This window comes from Halanaerobium salsuginis (assembly GCF_900114545.1).
GTDB lineage: Bacteria > Bacillota > Halanaerobiia > Halanaerobiales > Halanaerobiaceae > Halanaerobium > Halanaerobium salsuginis.
Genome location: NZ_FOTI01000006.1, coordinates 62,836 through 84,227, shown reverse-complemented (window position 1 = coordinate 84,227; position 21,392 = coordinate 62,836). Strand labels below are relative to the sequence as shown.

Genomic DNA, 21,392 nt, shown 5'->3' with positions numbered 1-21,392 from the left:
CGTTATAGAAATCAGAACAACAAAGAGCGAAAGCTAAAATTCAGCTATGCTCCAATTAAATTACCTGCTTTAAAAGATACTGAATTAACTATGGTAATTGTCAGAGGACATGGTATTAATCCAACTATGATTATCACAAACTTAAATCCTAATTCTAAGCGACTTACTCTGGCAGTTTTAAAAGCGTATATTAAAAGATGGAGAATTGAAGAATATTTTAGGTTTAAAAAACAAAAATTTGACTTTGAAAACTTTAGAGTTAGATCATTAAAGAAAATCAGAAATTTAGATTTAATTTTATCAATAGCCATAGGATTTTTAGCTCTTTTTTCCAATCAGAAAAAGACTAAGCTTAGGGTATTTGTTAAGAAAGTTTCAGAAAGAATATTTGATATACCAGACTTTGAATACTATGCTTTAGCTGATGGAATCAGAAAAATACTGGCTAAATCCTATACTGGAATAGCTTCTTTTTTAAAGAGTTATTACAAAAAACGACGATCACAAAAGAGATTAAGGCTTTCTTTACCATTATGACAGTAAGGATAGTTTTTGCTATTTTAAAAAATGGGGAAACTACTTAAAATTAAACTTAATTAGCAACATTTAAAATTAAATTCTATTATACTTACTTTCTTTGTATTATTAATTCAAGATAAGTTATTACTTTCCTGCTTAAAGAAAATTTTAGAATTTTTATCATTATTAAGCCGAATAACTTGCTAAAGACCTTTTATTTATGTTAAAATGTAATCTGACAGAAATTTTATTATTATGCGTTTAATACGCTGCTGCTAAGTTAACTTTTTAAGACTAGAGTAGAACTTAGCGAAAGGAGGTGTTTTTCTATGTCCAGAGTCTGTGAAATTTGTGGTAAAGGTGGCAATAAAGCCCATAGCATACAAAGACGTGGTAAAGCCAAGAAAAAAGGTGGAGTTGGTCGTAACATTACCAGTAATACTAAGAGAACTCAGCGTCCTAACTTAAAAAAGGTAAAGGCAATTGTAGATGGTTCTCCTAAAAGAATTAAGGTCTGCACTCAGTGCCTTAAATCAGGTAAGGTCGAAAGAGCTTACTAAATAAACTGGTTGATAGTGGAATGGATGTTTGTCAGTAATACAAATATCCATTTTTTTAACCAATTTAATTATATCTATAATAAAAAAGTTCGGCTTAAATTTATTATAAATTTTAGTAACAGTTAATTGAGTTAAAAAAGATTAATTAATTCTAAAAAGGGAGCTCCTGTATGATACAGGAGCTCCCTTTTTTTATATATTATAAAAAAATTATAATAAATTAGCTTTAATTTTGGCTTTCAACTCGTTATCAGTAAGCTCAAGTCTGGCCAGTCCTTCCTTAATTGCTGTTCGGGCTACTGCTAGAGCCACTGTAGGTACTACTCGCTGATCAAAAGGATCAGGAATAATATAATCAGAATTTAATTTAGAAGCAGCCAGCTCTGCAATTGCCCTTGCAGCAGCAATCTTCATTTTTTCGCTAATTGCTCTGGCTCGAACATCAAGAGCTCCCCGAAATACGCCTGGAAATGCCAATACATTATTAATTTGATTTGGATAATCAGATCTTCCTGTAGCAATAACTTCTGCCCCAGCCTGCAGAGCAATTTCTGGTTTTATTTCTGGTTCTGGATTAGCCATCGCAAAAATCAATGGTTGCTTTGCCATTGTTTCTACCATCTTCTTAGTTAATACATCAGCAACAGATAAGCCAATGAATAAATCTGCTCCTGCCACAGCCTCAGCTAAACCTCCAGCAATATCTTGCCGATTAGTCTGAGCAATAACCTGCTGTCTTAGAGAATCAAATTGAACCTTGTTTTGAGAATTAAGTATGCCAATTTTATCATTAATAATTATATTTTGAGCTCCAGCATCAAAAAGTAATTTAGTTACTGCAGTAGCAGCTGCTCCGGCTCCATTAATTACAATTTTAATTTGATCTAACTTTTTTTCCACTAATTCTAGAGCATTTAAGACTGCTGCTAAAACGACAATTGCTGTACCATGCTGATCATCATGAAAAATAGCCATATTTGTTTCCTGCTTCAATCTGTTTTCAATTGCAAAACATTCTGGTGCAGAAATATCTTCTAGATTAACCCCGGCAAAAGTAGGTTCTAGCAGTTTAACAAACTCAACTATCTTCTCAATATTTTTGCTACCAACACAAAGAGGAAAAGCATCTACATTTGCAAACTCTTTAAATAAAACTGCTTTTCCTTCCATTACAGGTAAAGCCGCTTCTGGCCCAATATCTCCCAGGCCAAGCACGGCTGTCCCAGATGAAACAACTGCAACTTGGTTAGCTTTAGCTGTATATAAATAAATATTTTCTGGATTTTTTTGTATCGCTCGACATGGTTCTGCTACTCCTGGCGAATAAGCCAGACTCAATTCCTCTTTATTAGTAACTGCCACTTTAGATTTAACTGCTAATTTACCCTGTTTTGCTTGATGTAGTTGCAAAGCTCTTTGATAAATATTCATTTTTACCTCCAATTGTTCTAATTAAAGCTCTTCTAATATGTATAATAATAGTCCAGATTCTAGTTTGATAACTGCTTGCTGTTCGGTAATTAAATTACTTATCCCTCTTGTTTTCGACCTTAAAAGATCAACTGTATCAAGCGGATATTTGCAGCCTAGAATAGTAACTCCTTTAACTACCTTAGTTTGTGGAATTAAAGAAAGCCTTTTATTAACCTGATTACTAAAGGTCTTGCTATTGGTTAACAGAGCTATTTCTAGATTTTTATCCATAATTTTGGCTGTTAAACCTTCTTCTGAGATGTATTCTAAAAGGTTAAGATTAGCCAGCTGTTGATCAATTCTTCCCCCCAGAGCAGCAATAATAATTAATTCTGTAAAATTATTATTCAGACAAAAATCAACTGCTAATTCACTATCAGTTTGGTCTTTTTCAACTGGATGCTGATTAAACTTAACTCCCTTACTTTGATAAAAATTATAATTTTCTTGAGTAATTGAATCTAAATCTCCAATTATTAAATCAGGCATTAAACCCACTTCACGCAGTCGATTACTACCTCCATCAACTGCTATTATTGATCTAATTTTTTCTACTTCAATAAGCTTCTTTAATTCTGCTTGCTGAAAATTAAGCTGACCATTTAAGATTAACAGTCCTTTTTTAGCTGACATCAGCAGCTATACTCCTCATTTTAGCTAAAGCTTCTGCTGGAGAATCAGCTTTAAAAATTGCCGAACCTGCCACAATAATATCAGCCCCAGCCTGAACAATTTCTTTTAAATTATGATTTTTAATACCACCATCTACTTCAATTTTACATTCATAATCATTTTGAGTAATTATTCTTTTTAATTTAGCTATTTTATCTGTTATTTGAGGAATATAAGACTGTCCTCCGAAGCCTGGATTAACTGACATAATTAAAACTTGATCTAAGTCAGGCAAAATATATTCAAGGCTAGATAACGGTGTAGCAGGGTTTAAAGAACATCCTGCCTGTAATCCTTTTTCTTTAATTTGCTGAATAACACGATGAATATGATCTGTTGCTTCTAGATGAACTGTTAAAACATCTGTACCTGCTGCAGCAAAATCATCAATATATCTTTCAGGACGAGTAATCATTAAATGAGTATCAAAGGGAAGTTCAGTTTTATCTCTAATTGCTTTAATTAAACCAGGCCCAAAAGTTATATTGGGAACATAAACTCCATCCATTACATCAAGATGGAGATAATCTGCTTTTTCAATTAATTTTATCTCTGCTGTCAGATTGCTAAAATCAGCCGCCAGTAAAGAGGGTGCAAATTGGGTTTCCATTAATATTTTCTCTCCTTTGCCTTTAATTCATGATAAATTCTCTGATAACTTTGATATCTACTTGCTGAAATTTCGCCTGCTTCAACCTTAGTTTGAACCAGGCAACCAGGCTCATGAGTATGACTGCAGCGATTAAAACGGCATTGATTATTAAATTTAGCTATTTCAGGAAAATACCAGGATAAATCAGCTGCTTCAATTTCTAAATTAAGATTTGTCATTGAAGAAAAGCCAGGTGTATCAGCAACCCAGCCTTCATTATCCAGCGCAAGTAATTCTACCATTCTAGTTGTATGAACTCCTTTTTTAAGTTTTTTACTAACTGCAGCTGTTTTTAAATCAGCATCTGCAATAATTTTATTTAACAGTGAAGACTTACCTGCTCCAGAAGGCCCGGTAAGAACATTAATCTTTTGATCAAGCTCAGCTAATAACACACCTAAATTTATTTCTTGTTTTACACTAATAAAGTGCACTTTGTAACCAGCTTGCTCATAATCAACAAACATTTTTTGATAATCTCCGGCAGCCTGGTCAATTTTATTAATTACCAATAATGGTTTAAAACCGGAACTTTCTACTAAAAGCAAAAAATAGTCCAGTAAAGAAGGTTTAAACTCAGGATTTTTTAAAGCTAACATAATTATGACCTGATCAACATTGGCTACTTGTGGTCGCTTTAAAATATTATCTCTTGGATAAAGTTTTTCTAGTGTCTGAGTACTAGGATCTATTTCAACTTTATCTCCAGGATATATTTTTTCTCTAATCCTACCTCTAATTCTACATTGATATATTTCTTTATCCTCAGCTGCCACAAAGAAAAAACCGCCAATAGATTTAATTAAAATCCCTTTCATCTAGATTATCATCCCCCATATTTTTGACTTTTAATTAGTTGATTATCAAAGTAAACTTTTAACTCTGTTGGTCCAGCACTACGAATATCTCGAATAATATTATCACCTGGATTATGCAGGGCATTATAGACTACATCACTGCCATTTCTATCACTCACTACTATCTTAACCTGTCTTGCTTTTGAGCCAGTAACATTAATACTAATTCTATTTAAATGAACATCAGTTCCATTATTATCAGCTCCACGACTAATTATAAAATCAACAGCTATTCCTCTGGGTAAATACTCACCTGGTTTAACACTCTGCGAAATAACCTGACCATCTAAAAAACGGACTGATTCTTCTACATTAACTTTGCCAATGGTTAAACCGCTCTGCCTGATTAGCTCAAAAGCTTCTTCCTGCTGTAAACCAGTTAAGTCAGGCATTTTTACTGAGATATCTCTTTCTCCCCGACTAACAAATAGAGTCACCTCACTGCCGCTTTGTACTTCTGCACCAGCAGCTGGAATTTGATTAATTACCATCCCTGGCTGAACTGAAAGTCTGAAAATATATTGAATATCACCGCTTTTTAAAGATAAATTTTCAAGTTCAAGTAACGCCTGCCGCAAATTTTGATTAACAAAATTAGGAATTTCAATTAACTTAGCCCCTTTACTAACTGTAATGTTTAATGGGCGACTCTGTTTAATTCTTTCTCCAGCTTCTGGCTGCTGAGAAATTATGTGATCTGCCGCAATCTCTTCACTAAAAATTCGTTCACTGCTTTCTTTTAAATTTATCCCTAAATCAGCTGCCATTGCTTCTGCTTCACTTAGAGATTTTCCCTCAATATTTGGCACTTCAACAATTGGAACATCAGTATATTCCTGAAAAAATAAATAAATCCCTCCCGCTGCCAATAAAAAAAATATAATTATTCCACCAACCAAATAACTTAATTTTTTAAAGCCAGCAGCTAATTGAGAGTTTTCTGGATCATCTTTTGCTGAGTTTTTAGCTGAATTATGCTGACCAGGATTAGTTAACTCTACTGGCCGGGAAACAGGTAAGCTTTTTGACGGCTTAATAGATTTAGATTCTTGATCTACCGATTTAGCGGAGTTATCTTTAGCCTTATCACTCTCTTTATCTAAGCGCGTATTAGATTCTAACTTTTTAATTCTAGGAAAAGAAAAATCTTCTTTTTTCATTACTTTAGTTTCATCTGGATTAAATTTCTCTGTCTGTTTTTTGCTCTGCTTGTTAGGTAATCTAGTTGACTTTAAATTTTTTAAACAACTAGTTATTGCCTGCCTCATCTGATAAGCATCTTGAAAACGTTGGGCAGGATCTTTAGCAATTGCTTTTAAAATTAACTCATTAACAATATCTGGAATATCATGATTAATCTGTTTTGGTGCTACTGGTTCTTGTTGAATATGCTTTAATGCTACTGAAATTGGACTTTCTCCTTGAAAAGGTAGTTCACCAGTTGTCATTTCGTAAAGAACCACTCCCAGTGAATAAATATCAGAATAAGCTTTAATATCTCCCCCTTTAGCTTGTTCAGGAGAGAAATAATGAGCACTACCTACAACCGTTTCCGTTACTTTAACTGTAGAAGAAGTTACTGCCCTAGCAATGCCAAAATCAGTTACTTTAACTTCCATTTCTTTATTTAAAATAATATTATGGGGTTTAATATCACAGTGTACTATTTGATTACCATGAGCAACTGAGAGAGCAGCAGCAATTTGTCTTGCAATTTCTAATGATTCAGCAATAGAAAGACGACCCCTTCTTTTAATAATATCTTTTAAAGTTTCGCCTTCTACTATCTCCATAACCAGATAAATTTTTTCATCTTCTACTACAATATCATAAATACTAACTACATTAGGATGTGATAACTTAGCAACTGCTCTTGCTTCCTGATGAAACTTAGCTTTAAATTCACTATCAGAACTATATTCTGGTCTCAGCATTTTTAAAGCTACTCTTCTTTCCAATAAAGTATCCCGGGCAGAATAAACTATGGCCATTCCTCCCCGGCCGATTTCTTCAATGATCTTATAACGATTATTTAAAATCTTGTCCTGCATATCTTCACCTCAGTTGTCTTAAAAAAATGCTTAATTTTCATTTTGACCAGCAACTATAAAAGTAATATTATCTGCTCCACCAGCAGTAAGAGCACCTGCCAATAGATTCTTACTTAATAGTTCAGGATCACTATATTCGTTAAAATAGTTTTCTATTTTTCCCCTTGGTATCATATCAGTTAAACCATCAGTACAAAGCAATAAATAGTCATCAGCAGCCAATTTATAGCTGCCGCTATCTATATCAAGCTTTTTTTCTAATCCCAACGCCTGAGTAACAATATTTTTTCTGGGATGATTAAAAGCCTCTTTTTCAGTAATTTTTCCTTCTCTTAATAGGTTTTCAACCAGAGAATGATCACGTGAAAGCTTAGTCAATTCCCCTTTTTGATTTTTAAAAACATAGATGCGGCTGTCACCAAGATTTACATAATAAAGGCAGTCATTAACTAACAAAGCAGCTACAAAAGTAGTCCCCATGCCCTGATAAGCAGCTACTTGATTACTTTCATTAATAATCTTTTGATTAATTGCTTGAGTTAATTTTTTTAATGTTGCTAGAGGATTTGTAAGATCAAAATCAAACTTTTTACATGTTTCTACTGCAATCTGACTTGCAACTTCTCCAGCTGCATGTCCTCCCATTCCATCAGCAACCATTAAAAAGTTGATAGATGATTTAATGTAATAATTATCTTCATTTGAATCCCGTATTTTACCTTTATTACTAACTACTTTAAACCACATCTGTTTTCCTCCTATCTGGTCTGACGTTTTAATTGGCCACAGGCAGCATCAATTGTACTCCCCATTTCTTTTCTAATTGTTACCTGAATTTTATTCTGATCTAAAGTATTATAAAAATTATCAATTACGCTCTTAACTGGCTTTTTTATCCCTAATTCTGGCACAGGATTAGCTGGAATTAAATTAACATGGCAGTTGATTCCTCGCAATAAATTTGCCAGCTGAACTGCAAGTTCAGGACTATCATTGACACTATCCATTAGTACATATTCAAAAGTAACTCGACGACCAGTTTTTTCTATATAATTTATAACTGCTGTTAAAAGTTGATTTATATTATATTTTTTATTAATTGGCATAATTTTATTTCGCAGACGATCATTAGGAGCATGTAAAGAAACAGCCAATCCAATTTGATCATTTGTCTCTGCCAATTTTTCTATTTTAGGTACTAAGCCAGAGGTAGAGATAGTCAATTTACGCATCCCAATATTTAAACCTTGATCAGCATTAATAATTTCTACAGCCTGCATTAAATTGTCAAAGTTAGCTAGAGGTTCTCCCATGCCCATAAAAACAATATTACTAAGCCTTGGCTCAGCAAAATTTTCTCCACTAATATCAAGCTGAATTTTAAGTACCTGATCAACAATTTCTGCAGCTGTTAAATCCCTTTTAAACCCTTCAATTCCTGTTGCACAAAAAGAACAGCCAAATGCACATCCAACCTGAGTAGAAATACAGGCACTATGTCGATTTGATTCTGGAAAAGGCAAATAAACTCCCTCTATATTATCTCCATCAGCAAGCTCCCATAAATACTTAACAGTACCATCAGTTGCCTGACTTCTATTTATTTCTTTTAAGTCTGTAATCTGGTAACTTTCTACTAAGAAAGCTCGTAATTCCTTTGGTAAATTTTTCATTTCAGCTGGTTGAGAAATTCCATTTTTATAAAGCCAGTTAAAAACCTGTTCACCCCGATAAGCTGGATAGCCAGCTTTTTTTAACGATTCTATTATCTGATTTCTGCCTAATTCTTTTAAATCCTTCATTATAAAATTATCACTCTCCATTTTTTTTAATCAGCGCATAAAAAAATCCTTCTGATTCAAATTGTCCAGGTAAAATTTCTAAATACTTAGAGTTACCTTTAATATTTAAATTAGTTAAATTATTAACAATTGGTTTTAAATCTAATAACTCTAAATTGTCATATTCTGACAACAGACGCTCAATTTGAAGTTGATTTTCTACTTTACTTAAAGTACAAGTTGAATATAATAGTTGACCATTTACTTTTAATTTAGCAATATTATTTACTAAAATACTATGCTGTAATTCTGCCATATCTTTAATTTGTTTTTGACTTTTGCGCCATTTTATTTCTGGTTTTGCAGCAATTAATCCCAACCCAGAACAGGGTAAATCGGCTAAAATACGATCATATTGCTCCTGATCTTGATAGTTAGCAGCATCAGCCACAATTAATTTTATCTGTTTAGCTCCCAGCCTTAGTATATTTTCTCTAACTAACTCTAGTCTAGTTGGATTAAGATCAAGCGCAGTTATCTGAGCTTGATTAGAAGTTAGCTGAGCTAGATGAGTTGTTTTTCCACCCGGAGCAGCTGCTAAATCAAGAATTTTCATACCTGGCTTTGGTCTTAAAAGCAATGCAGCTAAACCAGCAGCTATCCCCTGAATATAGGCAGCTCCTTGTTTAAAGACTTCTGTTTCGGCAGGATTAGCAAAATTATTCAGTTTATAAAACGAATCAATAAACGTGGATTCATAGTTAATTTCTGCTTTAGTAAGTGAAGCTAAAAATTCTGCTTTAGTCATTTTAAGTGAATTAAAACGATAAAATATTTCAGGACGCTTATTACCTGCTGCTAAGATTTTTTCTGCCTGCTCTGGGCCATATTCATCACTAAATTGTTTAACCAGCCACTCAGGATAAGAGTATTTAATCGCTAAAAACTTCAATAAATTCTGCTTTCTATCTGGTAATTTTATTTTTTCTGGATGACGTTGAATATTACGTAAAATGCCATTTGTAAAAGCTGCTGCACCTCTATTTGATAAAAGTTCTTTAACAGCCTCTACAGTTTCATAAATTGCAGCTCTAGCAGGAATTCTATCAAGAAAAAAGAGCTGATATAATCCTATTCTCAGCCCCATTAATACTTCAGTATCTAATTTAGTTAGCTTATTATTCGAGAATTTTTCTATTATATAATCAAGATATTTTTCATTTCTAATTACGCCATAAAAAATCTCGGTAAATAGATTCTTATCACGCTGATCTTTAATTTCTACCAACTCTTCAGTTAAAGTCAGAGTAGAATAAGCACCAGCTTTAACTCTAATCAAAGCTTTAATAATTTTAGATCTTAAATTCTTCATTATCAATCATCACTCATGTTAAATAAAACAAGTATTCTAAGTAAGTTAGCCAGAGCAACTAAAGTTGCTGCAACATAGGTAAAAGCTGCTGCTCTTAATACTTTCTTAGCTCCTTTAAGCTCTTTATCAGTTAAAAAACTGTTATTTTTCAAATTAGCTATTGCTCTATTACTGGCATTAAATTCAACTGGTAGAGTAACTAAATGAAACAAGAAAGCAGCTGCAAAAAGTACAAAACCTGCCATAATTAAAAAATCAGCTCGAATAAAAAAACCAAAAATTGCCATAGGCAGACCCAGACTGGAACCAATATTAGCTGCTGGAACAAGGGAAGCTCTAATTGAAAGAGGACTATAACCAACCTTATCCTGAATTGCATGTCCTGCTTCATGAGCAGCTACACCAATTGCTGCAATAGAATTATTACTGTATACTGACTGAGAAAGATTAAGCACCTTTTGTTTGGGATCATAGTGATCACTCAATTTTCCTCCAATTTGTTTCACATTAACATCACTAATTCCGTTATTTGCCAATATTCTGCGGGCCACCTCAGCTCCACTTAGATTGGCTCTTGTATAAACATCATCATAGTGGCTAAAAGTACTTTTAACTTTATATTGAGCATAAAAAGCTATTAATAGAGCTGGAATTAGCATAATCATTGTTGGATCGAAAAAAAACGGAAAATACATTGTTAAAACTCCCTTCTTACTGTCTTATTTATTCTAAAATAGAACCTTCTTTTAATTGATAGCCATTTAAAAAATCATGAGCTGTCATCTTTTTCCCTCCAGGCAGCTGTAATTTTTTAATTGCTAATAAACCATTTCCAGTTTTGATTAATAGACCAGACTTTAAATCAGCTTTAACAACTGTTCCCGATTTTGCCTTTTGAGATAAATCAAAATCTGGATTAATTACAGGCTCAGCCTGCCAGATTTTCATTTTTTGACCTGCAAAATCTGTGTAAGCTCCTGGCCAGGGATTTACCCCCCGAATTAAGTTGAATATTTCTTGAGCTGACTGCTGCCAATCAATTTTACCCAATGATTTATCTATTTTATAAGCAAAAGTTGCCTGTTGATCATTCTGCTGCTGTCGGGGAGCAGTTCCTGCTGCTACATCATGAATAGTTTTAACCAGCAAGTCAGCACCTGATCGGGCTAATTTATCATGCAGGTCACCTACTGTCATTGCAGCTTCAATTACAACTTCTTGCTGATAAATAATATCACCATCATCCCAGCCTGGTCCCATATGCATTGTTGTATTACCAGTTATTTTTTTTCCATCAATTATTGCACGATAAATAGGACTTGAGCCTCGATATTCTGGTAATAATGAGGCATGTAAATTAATAGCTGAATAAGTTGGTAATTCAAGTAATTCAACTGATAATTTTTGTCCGAAAGCGACTACAATTAGAAAATCAGGCTTTAATTTTTTTAGTTTTTCCAGGAATTCTGGTTGATTAACATTTTCATTTTGTAATACAGGTAAATCCAATTTAAGTGCAGTCTGTTTAATTGCTGAATAACTTACTTTTTGGCCTCTACCACGAGCTCGATCTGGTTGAGTTACCACTGCTGAAATATTTAAATCTGCAGTGTTAGCTATTTTTTTTAAAGCTGGTACAGCAAAATCAGGTGTTCCCATAAATATAATATTCATTTTATCACTCCGCCAGTTCAACTATTTTATCAATAAATAAGACTCCATCTAAATGATCCATTTCATGCTGAACAGCTCGCGCTTCAAATCCTGTAGCTGTAAACTCAATCATTTTGCCTTTTCTATTTAAAGATTTTACCTTTATTTTTTCAGAACGGATAACTTCTCCAGCTCGGCCAGGAATACTTAAACAGCCTTCTTCCATTATTGCTTTACCTTCTCGCTCGACAATTTCTGGATCAATTAAAACAATTTTATTACCCTCTCTAATATCAACTACTGCTATTCTTTTTAAAATACCTACCTGGGGTGCAGCCAGACCTACGCCATCTGCAGCATACATTGTCTCAAACATATTATCTATTAAATCATTTATTTTTTGATTAACTTGATTAACCTTTTTTGCCTCACTTCTTAATACTGGATCACCAATTTCTCTAATTTTTAAAAGAGCCATTGTATCTACCTCCTAAAGTTTATTATAACATTTGATAGGGATCTACATCAATACGAATTTCAGTTTCACCTTGATTTTCTTTTTCATCTAAAAACTTATTTTCAATTAATCTAATTAAATATTCTCGCTTACGAATTGAGTTAAACTTAAGTAAAATTTGCCACCGATACTTATTTCTGATTTTGCCCAATATTGCTGGCCCAGGTTCTGTTTTTTCCAAATAATAGTCACTAAAATCGAGTAAATATTTATTTAAGTCATGACTCAATTTAATTATTTTTTTTTCAACTGGTCCCTGAATAATTATATTCAGCAGTCGGCAAAAAGGCGGATAGTTACTTATTTGACGAAAATCAATTTCTTTCTGATAAAAGCTCTGATAATCACCAGCTAAAGCGCTCTGGAGGCTATAATGATCAGGTCTAAAACTTTGAATAAGTAGTTTATCCCCTTGTGACTGATTAAGTAATGTCTTTAATTCAGTAAGTAAAGCAAAAGTTTCTTCGGCAGCTCTAAAATTGGAATTATTTAGTGCTGTATCAGCTGAAACAACTCCAATTAATCCAAGTCTCTGGTAATAATCATACTTAATTAACATTGAAGTACCAACGATTATATCAACAGATTCTTCCCTGGCTTTAGTTAAAATTTCTGCTCTTTTTAATTCACTATCTGTATCAAAACGCAGAATTTTTGCAGCTGGAAACTCTTCCTGCAGCTGCTGAATAATACTCTGGGTTCCACTGCCGCTTAAACTTAAAAATTTACTACCACATTCAGGACAAACAGCTGGTTTTGCAGTCTGATAGCCACAATGATGGCAGATCATTAAATTTTTATTTTGATGATAATTCAGTGCTATATCACAATTAGCGCACTTAATTACAGCAGCACATTTTTTGCAAATTAAATAATTACCAGCTCCCCGCCGATTCAAAAAAAGAATAATCTGTTTACCAGCACTTAAAGTATTTTCTATTTCAGCAATTAATTCTCTACTCAGATCTCCTAAATTACCAGCTTCAACTTCCTGAGCTAAATCAATTAGCTTACTTTCTAATTTAGGCTTAACTTCTTTTTTATCAGGCAATTTAAGTAGTTTATATTGTCCAGATTTAGCTAAATAATTACTCTCAACAGCTGGAGCTGCTGATTCCAGGACAAGCAGCCCCTTTTCTTCTCTAAGACGACGACTAGCTACCTGACGAGCATGATAAAGCGGATGTTCCTGGCTTTTATAGCTTTGCTTTCCCTCATCTAATAAAATTATTACATCAACTCTAGTTAAAGGAGCAAATACAGCTGATCTGGCTCCCGCAACTATTTTGACCTTACCTGATAAAATTCGCTGCCATTCATCAAAACGTTCGCCATCGCTTAATTGACTATAAAGAAATGCTACTTTTTCTTTAAAACAAAATTGTAACTTTTTTAATAACGAAAAATTTTTATCAATTTCCGGGATTAAAATAATTACATTTTTATCAAGTTTAATCATTTTTTTTAAAAAATTGAAGATAAAATCAAAATCAGGATTAGCAAATTTTTTAGTAAGCAGTACTGTTTGAGCAGCTTTCTGTTCTACAAATGTTTCTAGTTGAAATAATAATTTTTTTAAATTTCTTTCAACTTCTAACTTAGGCTGTTGAATTTGATAATTATCTCCAATTAGATCTGGAACTCTTCTTACAATATTATCATATACAGAAACTAATGATTTATCTATTAAACGGTATACAGTTTGGCGAGATGTATTAGCATATTCTACTACTTCTTTTAAAGATAAATCTTGCGGCTGGTTATCAACTAAATACTGCATGATTTGATATTGTTTAGGAGCTCTTTTTTTAAGTTTTTGCAATTCAATTTCTACATTTATCTGCTTTTTTTCCAGGTGTAAATAACTAACTTCTTTCCGGCTAACCTTAGCTGTAGTGATTCCAGGCGGCAGAGCTATTTTTATTACCTGAATTAAATAAGCATGAAAATAAGTTGCTGTCCATTTAAATAAATTTAGCAGCTTATTATCAAAAAAAGCAGTAGAATAAAGCAGCTTATCTAAATATTTTAATTTTTCAGCAGGCAGCTCAGCCTGACTATTAAGTTCTGTAATAAAAGCAGCCAATTTTTGTCTACCAAAAGGAACTTTAACTAACTGACCTATTTTAAGTTTACCAACTAGTTCTTCTGGAACTAAATAATCAAACTCTTTATCAAGTTTTCTTAAAGCTAGATCAACTACAACTTTAACTGTTTTAGCCATTCTGATTTCCTTTCTAAATAAAAACTCAAATTAATAAATAAAGCCGAAGGCAGTCTTCGCCTCCGGCAAATAAGATTATATTAAGCTTACTTATTCTGCAGCAGCTTAGCTCTTTTCTGTAAACTTGCTACCCGATCAATTTTTTCCCAGGGCAGATCTAAGTCGTGACGGCCAAAATGACCATAAGCTGCAGTTTGTCGATAAATTGCCTTTCTTAAATCTAAATTTTTAATAATTTGGGCAGGTCTCAAATCAAATTCTGCTTTAATTAAGTTTTCAAGTTCAGGTTCTGATAGTTTACCAGTCCCAAAAGTGTCTACCATAACAGACATTGGTTCTGCAACTCCAATTGCATAAGCGATTTGAACCTCACACCTGCGTGCTAAACCTGCTGCTACAATATTTTTAGCAATATAACGAGCTGCATAAGAAGCAGATCGGTCAACTTTTGTCGGATCTTTCCCCGAAAAAGCCCCTCCTCCATGCCGGGCTGAGCCACCATAAGTATCAACAATAATTTTACGGCCTGTTAACCCTGTATCACCAGTAGGTCCTCCAATTACAAATCTACCAGTTGGATTAACCAAAATCTCAGTTTTTTCACTTAACAATTCAGCTGGTACAATTTCTTCAATTACATATTTTATTATATCAGCTTTAATTTTTTCATTTTTAATCTGTGGATGATGTTGAGAAGAAATTAAAATTTTATCAACATACAAAACATCATTACCCTCATAAGCCACTGTAACTTGTGTTTTACCATCAGGGCGCAAGTAATTAAGCGGTCCATTTTTTCTGACATCAGCAAGTTTACGCGCAAGTTTATGAGCAAGCATAATTGGTAAAGGCATTAATTCCTCAGTTTCATCAGCTGCATAACCGAACATAATTCCCTGGTCACCTGCACCAAGGTCAGCTTCAGATTTTCCTTCTTTTACTTCCAGTGCATTATCGACTCCAAGTGCAATATCTTTTGACTGCTCATTAATTGCAGTTAAAACTGCACAAGTTTCTCCATCAAAACCATATTTTGCTCTGGTATAACCAATTTCCTTGATGGTTTTACGTGCTATTTTCTTCAAATCAACATAACAATCTGTAGTTATTTCTCCAGAAATCAAAACTAAACCTGTAGTTATAAAAGTTTCACAGGCTACTCTTGCTTCTGGATCCTTAGCTAAAATAGCATCTAAAACAGCATCAGAAATTTGATCAGCAACTTTGTCCGGATGACCTTCAGTTACAGATTCAGAAGTAAATAAATATCTGTGTGTCATATTATCAACCTTTCACCTATTAAGATAAGGAACATAATCAATGATTTTAGTGTAGCACAATAAAACTAAAGTGTCAATTATTAGCAGTTGAGATATGGTTTTTCAAAAGCACTATTAAAGCAAAAATAAATAATAAAACACTGATTATTCTTGCTATCTGAAAATCAGCTATTACTAAACTATCTGTCCTTAAATCTTCAATAAAAAAACGATACCCCGAATAACCAGCTAAATAAATAGCTGCTAAATCACCAGACGCTCTTTTAGAATTCTGCCGATAAATAATTAAAATTAAAAAAAGCAATAAGTCAAGTATTGATTCATACAAAAATGTAGGTTCTCTGTAATAGCCATTAATAAACATCTGCTTTTTTATAAACTCAGGTAACATAACAAAAAAATCTGCCCTAACTACTCTACCATAAGCTTCCTGATTAATAAAGTTGCCCCATCTGCCTAAAGCCTGGGCCAGAGCAACTGCAGGAGCCAGAAAATCAAGTGCCTGCCAAAAATTGACCGCTCTATGCCTGGCCCAAAAATAAAGCACTAAAATACCAACTAACAATCCACCATGAATAGCAAGTCCACCATGATAAATTGCTATAATTTCAACAGGATTGCTTAAATAATAAGGTAAATTAAAAATAACATAATAAAACCTAGCTCCCAGGATAGCTAAAGGGAAAGCTAAAATAATATAGTCAAGATAAAAATCAAAATCAAGTTTTTTAACATCTTTTAAAATTAATTTTAAGACAAAAAGTGAAATTAATAAAGCAGCAGCTATTATAATCCCATACCATCTAATTTTTAAATTAAATAATTCAAAAGCTACCGGGTTAATAATTATAATCACCTTTTCAACTTAAATAATTTAATTTTAATTAGCAACTTGATAACTTAAACATTCTTCATCTTAGGATCAAGTGCATCTCTCAATCCATCGCCAAGCAAATTAAAGCCGAGCACACCAAAAATAATAGCCAGACCCGGGAAGGTAGCTACCCAGGGTGCTTTCTGAAGAGAGCTTCTTGCATCACTTAACATTGCTCCCCACTCTGGAGAAGGTGGTTGAGCCCCTAAGCCAAGAAAACTTAAAGCAGCAGCTTCCAAAATAGCAGTTGCTATACTCAAAGTAGTTTGTACAATTAGAGGAGCCATTGCATTTGGCAGTAGATGTTTAAAAATTATTCTGGCATCACCTGCTCCTAAAGCTTTAGCTGCACTTATGTATTCACTCTCTTTAATTGAAATTATAGAAGATCTGATAATTCTAGCAAATCTAGGAATGTTAATAATCCCAATCGCAAGCATTGCATTTTTAAGCTGAGGACCTAAAATTGCTACAATTCCAATCGCCAATAAAATACTGGGAAAAGCCAGCATGATATCCATAAATCGCATAATAATCATATCTAACTTACCACCATAGTAGCCAGCTATTAAACCAAGGCCAACTCCTATTACAAGAGCCATCAAAACAGCAAATAGCCCTACCTGCAAAGAAATTCTAGATCCATAAATAATACGACTTAAAATATCTCGTCCCATCTCATCAGTTCCTAAAATATGCTGAGCTGAAGGAGATTTATAACGAGATAAAATATTTTGTTCATAAGGATCATAAGGAGCTAACATCGGAGCAAAAATAGCCACTAATAAAAGCAAGACAATAATTGCCATTCCAGCTACTCCAATCTTACTTTTTAATAATCTTCGCCAGGCTTCTAGCCAGGGATTACTATTCTTTTTTAAAACTTTATTATTTTTTTCAGCCATAATTTTCCCTCCTCTACTCGTATTGAATTCTCGGATCGACTAAAGCATAAGATAAATCAACTATTAAATTAACTAATACAAAGACTGTAGCAAAGAAAAGTATTCCACCCTGAACAACTGGAAAATCACGCGCATAAATTGCATCAACAAGATATTTACCCAGGCCAGGCCAGGAAAAGATAGTTTCTGTCATTACAGCTCCACCAAGTAGGACTCCAAACTGCAGACCAACTACTGTAATAATAGGTACTAAAGCATTTTTCAAAGCATGCTTAAAAATAACGACTTTTCTTTGTAAACCTTTTGCAAATGCGGTTCTAATATAGTCTTTCCGGAGAACTTCTAACATTGAGGATCTGGTCATTCTGGCAATGATAGCCATCGGAATTGTTCCCAGAGCAATTGCAGGTAAAACTAAATGATGTAAAATATCAACTAAAGCTGTAAAATTAAGCTGAATTATACTATCAACCACATAGAGATTAGTTATCGGAGTAAAATCTATTCCAACTCCCAGCCGTGAGGAAGGCGGAAACCAACCAAGCTGAACTGCAAAAAGCCAAATAAACATCAAGCCCAGCCAAAAAATAGGCATTGAAACCCCCATTAAAGCAATTACCATACTTAAATTATCAAACCAGGAATTTTGGTTTATTGAAGCAAAAATACCAGCTGGAACACCTACCCCAACAGCAAAAATTATCGCAAAAAATGATAGTTCAAGAGTGGCTGGAAAACGTGCCTGCAGTTCAGTAATAACAGGGTTATTACTCATAATTGAACGCCCCATATCACCTCTTAATAGATCCTTAATATAACGCCAAAATTGAATATAAAGTGGGTCGTTTAGACCCATCTGTTCTCTTAACCTGGCCAGAGCTGCATCAGTAGCCCTCTCTCCCAACATTGTCTGGGCAGGATCTCCAGGAATTAAATGCACAATTAAAAAAACTATTACAGCCACCCCAATTAAAATTGGAATTAAAGCCAGTAATCTTTTGATAATATAGTTAATCATTTCCTAATTACACCTTCCTATTCAAAGATAATCTGCGGCCATTACCAGCCGCAGATTAATTATTTGATTCACTTTTAGTCAAATACTAATTTTCTAACCAAACTCTGTGTAATTTTTCTGTTCCAGTTGGGTTTGGAATATAGTTTTTGACATTAGATTTTAAAGCAATTGGTGGTGTGGAGTGAACTAAAGGTACCCAGGGAGCATCTTCATGAATAATTTCCTGTGCTTGGTTATAAAGTTCAACTCTCTTCTCATGATCCATAGTTTTTTGTGCTTCAACCAGAATATCATGTAATTCCTCACTGACATAAGCATTATTACTATTAGTCTTATCAAGCAGTACATATAAGAAGTTATCTGGATCACCATTATCACCAGTCCAACCTAACATATAAGTAGGTGCCTCTTGGTGTTCTGTTTTATCAAGATAGGTACTCCAGTCATAAGTAACTAAATTTGCAGTTACTCCTATATCACTCAAATAACTTTGAATAGCCTGAGCGATAAATTTACCCTGTGGAATATAGGGTCTTGGCACCGGTAAATACCAGAGATCAAACTCAAACCCATCTTCATAGCCTGCTTCTGTCAACAATTCTTTAGCTTTTTCTGGATTATAATCATATGCTTCAATATCATCATTATATCCCCATATAGAAGGTGGCATTGGATTTTTAGCAGGTTCTGCTAAACCAGCATAAAAAGCATCAATTATAGCCTGTTTATCAATTGCATAATTAAAAGCTTTTCTCACTTTAACATTATCAAAAGGTTCAAAGTTAAAGTTCATTGCAAAATAACCAACATTCATACTTGGTCTTAAAGAAAGCTGTAACTGATCATTGCTGTTAACACTTTCAACATCTTCAGGACTAACACCATCCATCATATCAATAGTGCCAGATTGTAATTCCATAAATCTAGCTGAATTATCAGGAATGGAACGGAAAACAATTTCATCAAGATAAGCTCTTTCACGCCAATAATTTTCATTTGCTTTTAAAATCACTCTATCGCCCTGACGCCATTCATCTAAAACATATGCTCCTGTCCCTACTGGATGTTTAAAGTAATCTTCTCCATATTTTTTTACTGCTGTAGGACTGGCAATACCAAAAGGAACCATAGCCAGATTATTTAAGAAAGGAGCCTGTTTTTCAGAAAGTACAAACTCTATTGTATAATCATCTACCACATTAACTTCTTGAATAATCCCCGGGAATCCCTGGAACATGTAACTATAATAGGTAAATTCTCCCCCAATATGGTAAGGATTATCTTCTAAACGCCAGCGGTCAAAATTAAATTTAACTGCTTCAGCATTGAAAGGAGTTCCATCATGGAATTGAACACCTTCTCTTAAATGAAAAGTCCAGGTTAAGCCATCATCAGATACTTCCCAGTCTGTTGCCAGAGCTGGTTCTACTTCTGTAGTGCCAGGTGTATAGTCAACCAGGGTATCATAAATTTGCTGGGTAACTTTAAATGATTCACCATCAGTTACCTGAATTGGGTCAAGCCCTACTGAATCTCCTCCACGACCAAACACCAAAGTACCACCCTGCTGTTGAGCCATGGCACCGGTAACTACAACTGACATTAATACTAAAAGAATAAAAGTTGTTAAAATAATTTTTTTCATACTAAACTTCTTCCTCCTCAATTATTTTTTTATATTTTGAAAAAAATAAGCTACTTTAAAATCACCTCCAGAACATCTATAATTTCTACTTTTCACTAAAATTCTTAAATTAATTATAGATTAAATTATTAATAAAGTCAATTATTTCCGGCCTGAATCAATTAAATAATCAAAAATCTTATGGGCCAGTTTTTCTTTGCTCTGTACCGGCAGAGTAGTTTTAGACTCTCCAGTTAAGATTGTAATTTTATTATTATTACTACCAAAACCGAGATCCGGTAAACTAATATCATTTGCAATAATAAAATCTGCTGCTTTTTCTTCTAATTTTTTCTGAGCATTAGCTAACAAATTCTGGCTTTCAGCAGCAAAACCTACTACTAATTGATCTTTTCTTTTATTTTTAGCTATTTCGGCTAAAATATCAGTAGTTCTTGTTAACTCAACTTTTAGATTCCCAGTAGACTTTTTTAACTTTTCCGAGTTTGTCTGCAGTGGTCTATAATCAGCAACAGCTGCAGCCATAATTGTAATATCCGATTTAGAAAAATTATTATCTACTTCTGTTTTCATTTCAGCAGCAGTTTTAACAGCAATATAGTTAACTCCAACTGGAGGAGTTAAAGCAGTCGGACCAGAAATTAAAGTAACATCTGCCCCTCGATAAGCAGCAGCTTTAGCTAAGGCATATCCCATTTTACCGCTAGAATTATTGCTGATAAATCTAACTGGATCAATTGCTTCTCTAGTTGGTCCAGCTGTAATTAAGATATTTTTACCAGTTAAATCTTTTTTGCTTAATTCTTTTAAAACAGCTTCAACAAGTAATTCTGGTTCTGGCAGCCTGCCTTTACCAGTATATCCACAAGCTAAATAACCAGCAGCTGGGGATATTATCTGATAACCACGCTCAGCCAGAACAGTCATATTTTGTTGTACAATCTGATTTTCAAACATATGCACATTCATTGATGGTGCAACTATGATCGGTGCCCGGCTGGCTAAAATTACTGTTGTTAATAAATCATCAGCAATTCCAGCTGCAGCTTTACCTAAAAAATTTGCTGAAGCAGGCGCTATTAAAAATACATCTGCCTGATCAGCAAGTTCAATATGTTTAACTTCATTACTTGTACTTGAAAACAAGTCTGTTTCAACCGGGAGATGAGTCAGTGAATGAAAAGTCAGAGGATTAATAAACTTAGTAGCAGATTCCGTCATAATCGTATAAACATTATGATTTAATTTAGTTAGATTACTGGCAACCTGCAGCATTTTATAAGCAGCTATGCCGCCTGTTACTCCTAAAACAATATTAGCAGCCATTTTCTCCTCCTTA

Annotated in this window: 20 protein-coding genes; 2 read left to right on the top strand and 18 right to left on the bottom strand. The window is 33.8% G+C overall.

The window, feature by feature from the left end; genetic code table 11:
* Together BMZ74_RS03785 and rpmB are read left to right on the top strand one after the other, a co-directional pair.
* The coding region (locus BMZ74_RS03785) for a transposase (RefSeq protein WP_143070140.1) at positions 1 to 537 on the top strand (537 nt) is incomplete at its 5' end.
* Positions 538 to 848: 311 nt separating this feature from the next.
* On the top strand, positions 849 to 1,079 hold the full coding sequence (gene rpmB / locus BMZ74_RS03780) for a 50S ribosomal protein L28 (protein WP_089859940.1): 231 nt from the start codon (positions 849 to 851) through the stop codon (positions 1,077 to 1,079).
* A gap of 210 nt (positions 1,080 to 1,289) precedes the next feature.
* Here the strand turns inward: rpmB and BMZ74_RS03775 are convergent, their stop codons facing one another.
* The 18 genes from BMZ74_RS03775 to coaBC form a co-directional block, all read right to left on the bottom strand.
* Positions 1,290 to 2,510 (bottom strand): NAD(P)-dependent malic enzyme, encoded by a 1,221-nt coding sequence (locus tag BMZ74_RS03775; RefSeq protein ID WP_089859935.1) that lies wholly within the window; start codon positions 2,508 to 2,510, stop codon positions 1,290 to 1,292.
* Positions 2,511 to 2,531: 21 nt separating this feature from the next.
* Positions 2,532 to 3,185, bottom strand: a complete 654-nt coding sequence (locus BMZ74_RS03770) for a thiamine diphosphokinase (RefSeq protein WP_089859932.1) — start codon at positions 3,183 to 3,185, stop codon at positions 2,532 to 2,534.
* The gene (rpe, locus tag BMZ74_RS03765; RefSeq protein ID WP_089859928.1) at positions 3,175 to 3,834 is read right to left on the bottom strand and encodes a ribulose-phosphate 3-epimerase; all 660 of its coding nucleotides are present in this window, start codon (positions 3,832 to 3,834) and stop codon (positions 3,175 to 3,177) included. The genes BMZ74_RS03770 and rpe overlap by 11 nt, the downstream gene beginning before the upstream one ends.
* The gene (gene rsgA / locus BMZ74_RS03760; RefSeq protein WP_089859926.1) at positions 3,834 to 4,694 is read right to left on the bottom strand and encodes a ribosome small subunit-dependent GTPase A; all 861 of its coding nucleotides are present in this window, start codon (positions 4,692 to 4,694) and stop codon (positions 3,834 to 3,836) included. Before rsgA ends, rpe begins: the two co-directional genes overlap by 1 nt.
* A gap of 8 nt (positions 4,695 to 4,702) precedes the next feature.
* Positions 4,703 to 6,784: a Stk1 family PASTA domain-containing Ser/Thr kinase gene (gene pknB, locus BMZ74_RS03755; protein ID WP_089859923.1), complete on the bottom strand. Its 2,082-nt coding sequence runs from the start codon at positions 6,782 to 6,784 to the stop codon at positions 4,703 to 4,705.
* 30 nt (positions 6,785 to 6,814) lie between these two features.
* Complete coding sequence (locus tag BMZ74_RS03750; RefSeq protein WP_089859920.1) at positions 6,815 to 7,531, bottom strand: Stp1/IreP family PP2C-type Ser/Thr phosphatase; 717 nt, start codon at positions 7,529 to 7,531, stop codon at positions 6,815 to 6,817.
* Positions 7,532 to 7,542: 11 nt separating this feature from the next.
* Entirely contained in the window at positions 7,543 to 8,586 is a 1,044-nt protein-coding gene (gene rlmN / locus BMZ74_RS03745) for a dual-specificity RNA methyltransferase RlmN (RefSeq protein WP_089859915.1), read from the bottom strand.
* Positions 8,587 to 8,596: 10 nt separating this feature from the next.
* Positions 8,597 to 9,937, bottom strand: coding sequence for a 16S rRNA (cytosine(967)-C(5))-methyltransferase RsmB (rsmB, locus tag BMZ74_RS03740; RefSeq protein ID WP_089859912.1), 1,341 nt, complete (start codon positions 9,935 to 9,937; stop codon positions 8,597 to 8,599).
* 2 nt (positions 9,938 to 9,939) lie between these two features.
* Positions 9,940 to 10,632 (bottom strand): zinc metallopeptidase, encoded by a 693-nt coding sequence (locus tag BMZ74_RS03735; protein ID WP_089859910.1) that lies wholly within the window; start codon positions 10,630 to 10,632, stop codon positions 9,940 to 9,942.
* 28 nt (positions 10,633 to 10,660) lie between these two features.
* On the bottom strand, positions 10,661 to 11,611 hold the full coding sequence (gene fmt, locus BMZ74_RS03730; protein ID WP_089859907.1) for a methionyl-tRNA formyltransferase: 951 nt from the start codon (positions 11,609 to 11,611) through the stop codon (positions 10,661 to 10,663).
* Between the two features lie 4 nt (positions 11,612 to 11,615).
* Positions 11,616 to 12,068: a peptide deformylase gene (gene def, locus BMZ74_RS03725; protein ID WP_089859904.1), complete on the bottom strand. Its 453-nt coding sequence runs from the start codon at positions 12,066 to 12,068 to the stop codon at positions 11,616 to 11,618.
* A gap of 22 nt (positions 12,069 to 12,090) precedes the next feature.
* Complete coding sequence (priA, locus tag BMZ74_RS03720; protein ID WP_089859901.1) at positions 12,091 to 14,331, bottom strand: replication restart helicase PriA; 2,241 nt, start codon at positions 14,329 to 14,331, stop codon at positions 12,091 to 12,093.
* A gap of 86 nt (positions 14,332 to 14,417) precedes the next feature.
* Positions 14,418 to 15,611 carry a methionine adenosyltransferase gene (gene metK, locus BMZ74_RS03715; RefSeq protein WP_089859898.1) on the bottom strand — a complete coding sequence of 398 codons (1,194 nt, stop codon included), beginning with the start codon at positions 15,609 to 15,611 and terminating at the stop codon, positions 14,418 to 14,420.
* 73 nt (positions 15,612 to 15,684) lie between these two features.
* Positions 15,685 to 16,467, bottom strand: coding sequence for a prolipoprotein diacylglyceryl transferase (lgt, locus tag BMZ74_RS03710; RefSeq protein ID WP_089859895.1), 783 nt, complete (start codon positions 16,465 to 16,467; stop codon positions 15,685 to 15,687).
* A 44-nt stretch (positions 16,468 to 16,511) separates the two neighbouring features.
* Positions 16,512 to 17,390, bottom strand: coding sequence for a nickel transporter permease (gene nikC, locus BMZ74_RS03705; RefSeq protein WP_089859892.1), 879 nt, complete (start codon positions 17,388 to 17,390; stop codon positions 16,512 to 16,514).
* 13 nt (positions 17,391 to 17,403) lie between these two features.
* Positions 17,404 to 18,408 carry an ABC transporter permease gene (locus tag BMZ74_RS03700; protein WP_089859889.1) on the bottom strand — a complete coding sequence of 335 codons (1,005 nt, stop codon included), beginning with the start codon at positions 18,406 to 18,408 and terminating at the stop codon, positions 17,404 to 17,406.
* Positions 18,409 to 18,493: 85 nt separating this feature from the next.
* The gene (locus BMZ74_RS03695) at positions 18,494 to 20,053 is read right to left on the bottom strand and encodes an ABC transporter substrate-binding protein (protein WP_089859886.1); all 1,560 of its coding nucleotides are present in this window, start codon (positions 20,051 to 20,053) and stop codon (positions 18,494 to 18,496) included.
* A gap of 141 nt (positions 20,054 to 20,194) precedes the next feature.
* The gene (coaBC, locus tag BMZ74_RS03690) at positions 20,195 to 21,379 is read right to left on the bottom strand and encodes a bifunctional phosphopantothenoylcysteine decarboxylase/phosphopantothenate--cysteine ligase CoaBC (RefSeq protein ID WP_089859883.1); all 1,185 of its coding nucleotides are present in this window, start codon (positions 21,377 to 21,379) and stop codon (positions 20,195 to 20,197) included.
* Positions 21,380 to 21,392 lie beyond the last annotated feature (13 nt).

Excerpts from the sequence above, each read along its gene's own strand:
- def (WP_089859904.1), bottom strand. The coding sequence starts at position 12,068 with ATGGCTCTTTTAAAAATTAGAGAAATTGGTGATCCAGTATTAAGAAGT.
- BMZ74_RS03750 (WP_089859920.1), bottom strand. The coding sequence starts at position 7,531 with ATGTGGTTTAAAGTAGTTAGTAATAAAGGTAAAATACGGGATTCAAAT.
- rsmB (WP_089859912.1), bottom strand. The coding sequence starts at position 9,937 with ATGAAGAATTTAAGATCTAAAATTATTAAAGCTTTGATTAGAGTTAAA.
- BMZ74_RS03770 (WP_089859932.1), bottom strand. The coding sequence starts at position 3,185 with ATGTCAGCTAAAAAAGGACTGTTAATCTTAAATGGTCAGCTTAATTTT.
- rpe (WP_089859928.1), bottom strand. The coding sequence starts at position 3,834 with ATGGAAACCCAATTTGCACCCTCTTTACTGGCGGCTGATTTTAGCAAT.
- rlmN (WP_089859915.1), bottom strand. The coding sequence starts at position 8,586 with ATGAAGGATTTAAAAGAATTAGGCAGAAATCAGATAATAGAATCGTTA.
- nikC (WP_089859892.1), bottom strand. The coding sequence starts at position 17,390 with ATGGCTGAAAAAAATAATAAAGTTTTAAAAAAGAATAGTAATCCCTGG.
- priA (WP_089859901.1), bottom strand. The coding sequence starts at position 14,331 with ATGGCTAAAACAGTTAAAGTTGTAGTTGATCTAGCTTTAAGAAAACTT.
- BMZ74_RS03695 (WP_089859886.1), bottom strand. The coding sequence starts at position 20,053 with ATGAAAAAAATTATTTTAACAACTTTTATTCTTTTAGTATTAATGTCA.
- fmt (WP_089859907.1), bottom strand. The coding sequence starts at position 11,611 with ATGAATATTATATTTATGGGAACACCTGATTTTGCTGTACCAGCTTTA.
- rsgA (WP_089859926.1), bottom strand. The coding sequence starts at position 4,694 with ATGAAAGGGATTTTAATTAAATCTATTGGCGGTTTTTTCTTTGTGGCA.
- metK (WP_089859898.1), bottom strand. The coding sequence starts at position 15,611 with ATGACACACAGATATTTATTTACTTCTGAATCTGTAACTGAAGGTCAT.
- BMZ74_RS03700 (WP_089859889.1), bottom strand. The coding sequence starts at position 18,408 with ATGATTAACTATATTATCAAAAGATTACTGGCTTTAATTCCAATTTTA.
- coaBC (WP_089859883.1), bottom strand. The coding sequence starts at position 21,379 with ATGGCTGCTAATATTGTTTTAGGAGTAACAGGCGGCATAGCTGCTTAT.
- BMZ74_RS03735 (WP_089859910.1), bottom strand. The coding sequence starts at position 10,632 with ATGTATTTTCCGTTTTTTTTCGATCCAACAATGATTATGCTAATTCCA.
- pknB (WP_089859923.1), bottom strand. The coding sequence starts at position 6,784 with ATGCAGGACAAGATTTTAAATAATCGTTATAAGATCATTGAAGAAATC.
- BMZ74_RS03775 (WP_089859935.1), bottom strand. The coding sequence starts at position 2,510 with ATGAATATTTATCAAAGAGCTTTGCAACTACATCAAGCAAAACAGGGT.
- rpmB (WP_089859940.1), top strand. The coding sequence starts at position 849 with ATGTCCAGAGTCTGTGAAATTTGTGGTAAAGGTGGCAATAAAGCCCAT.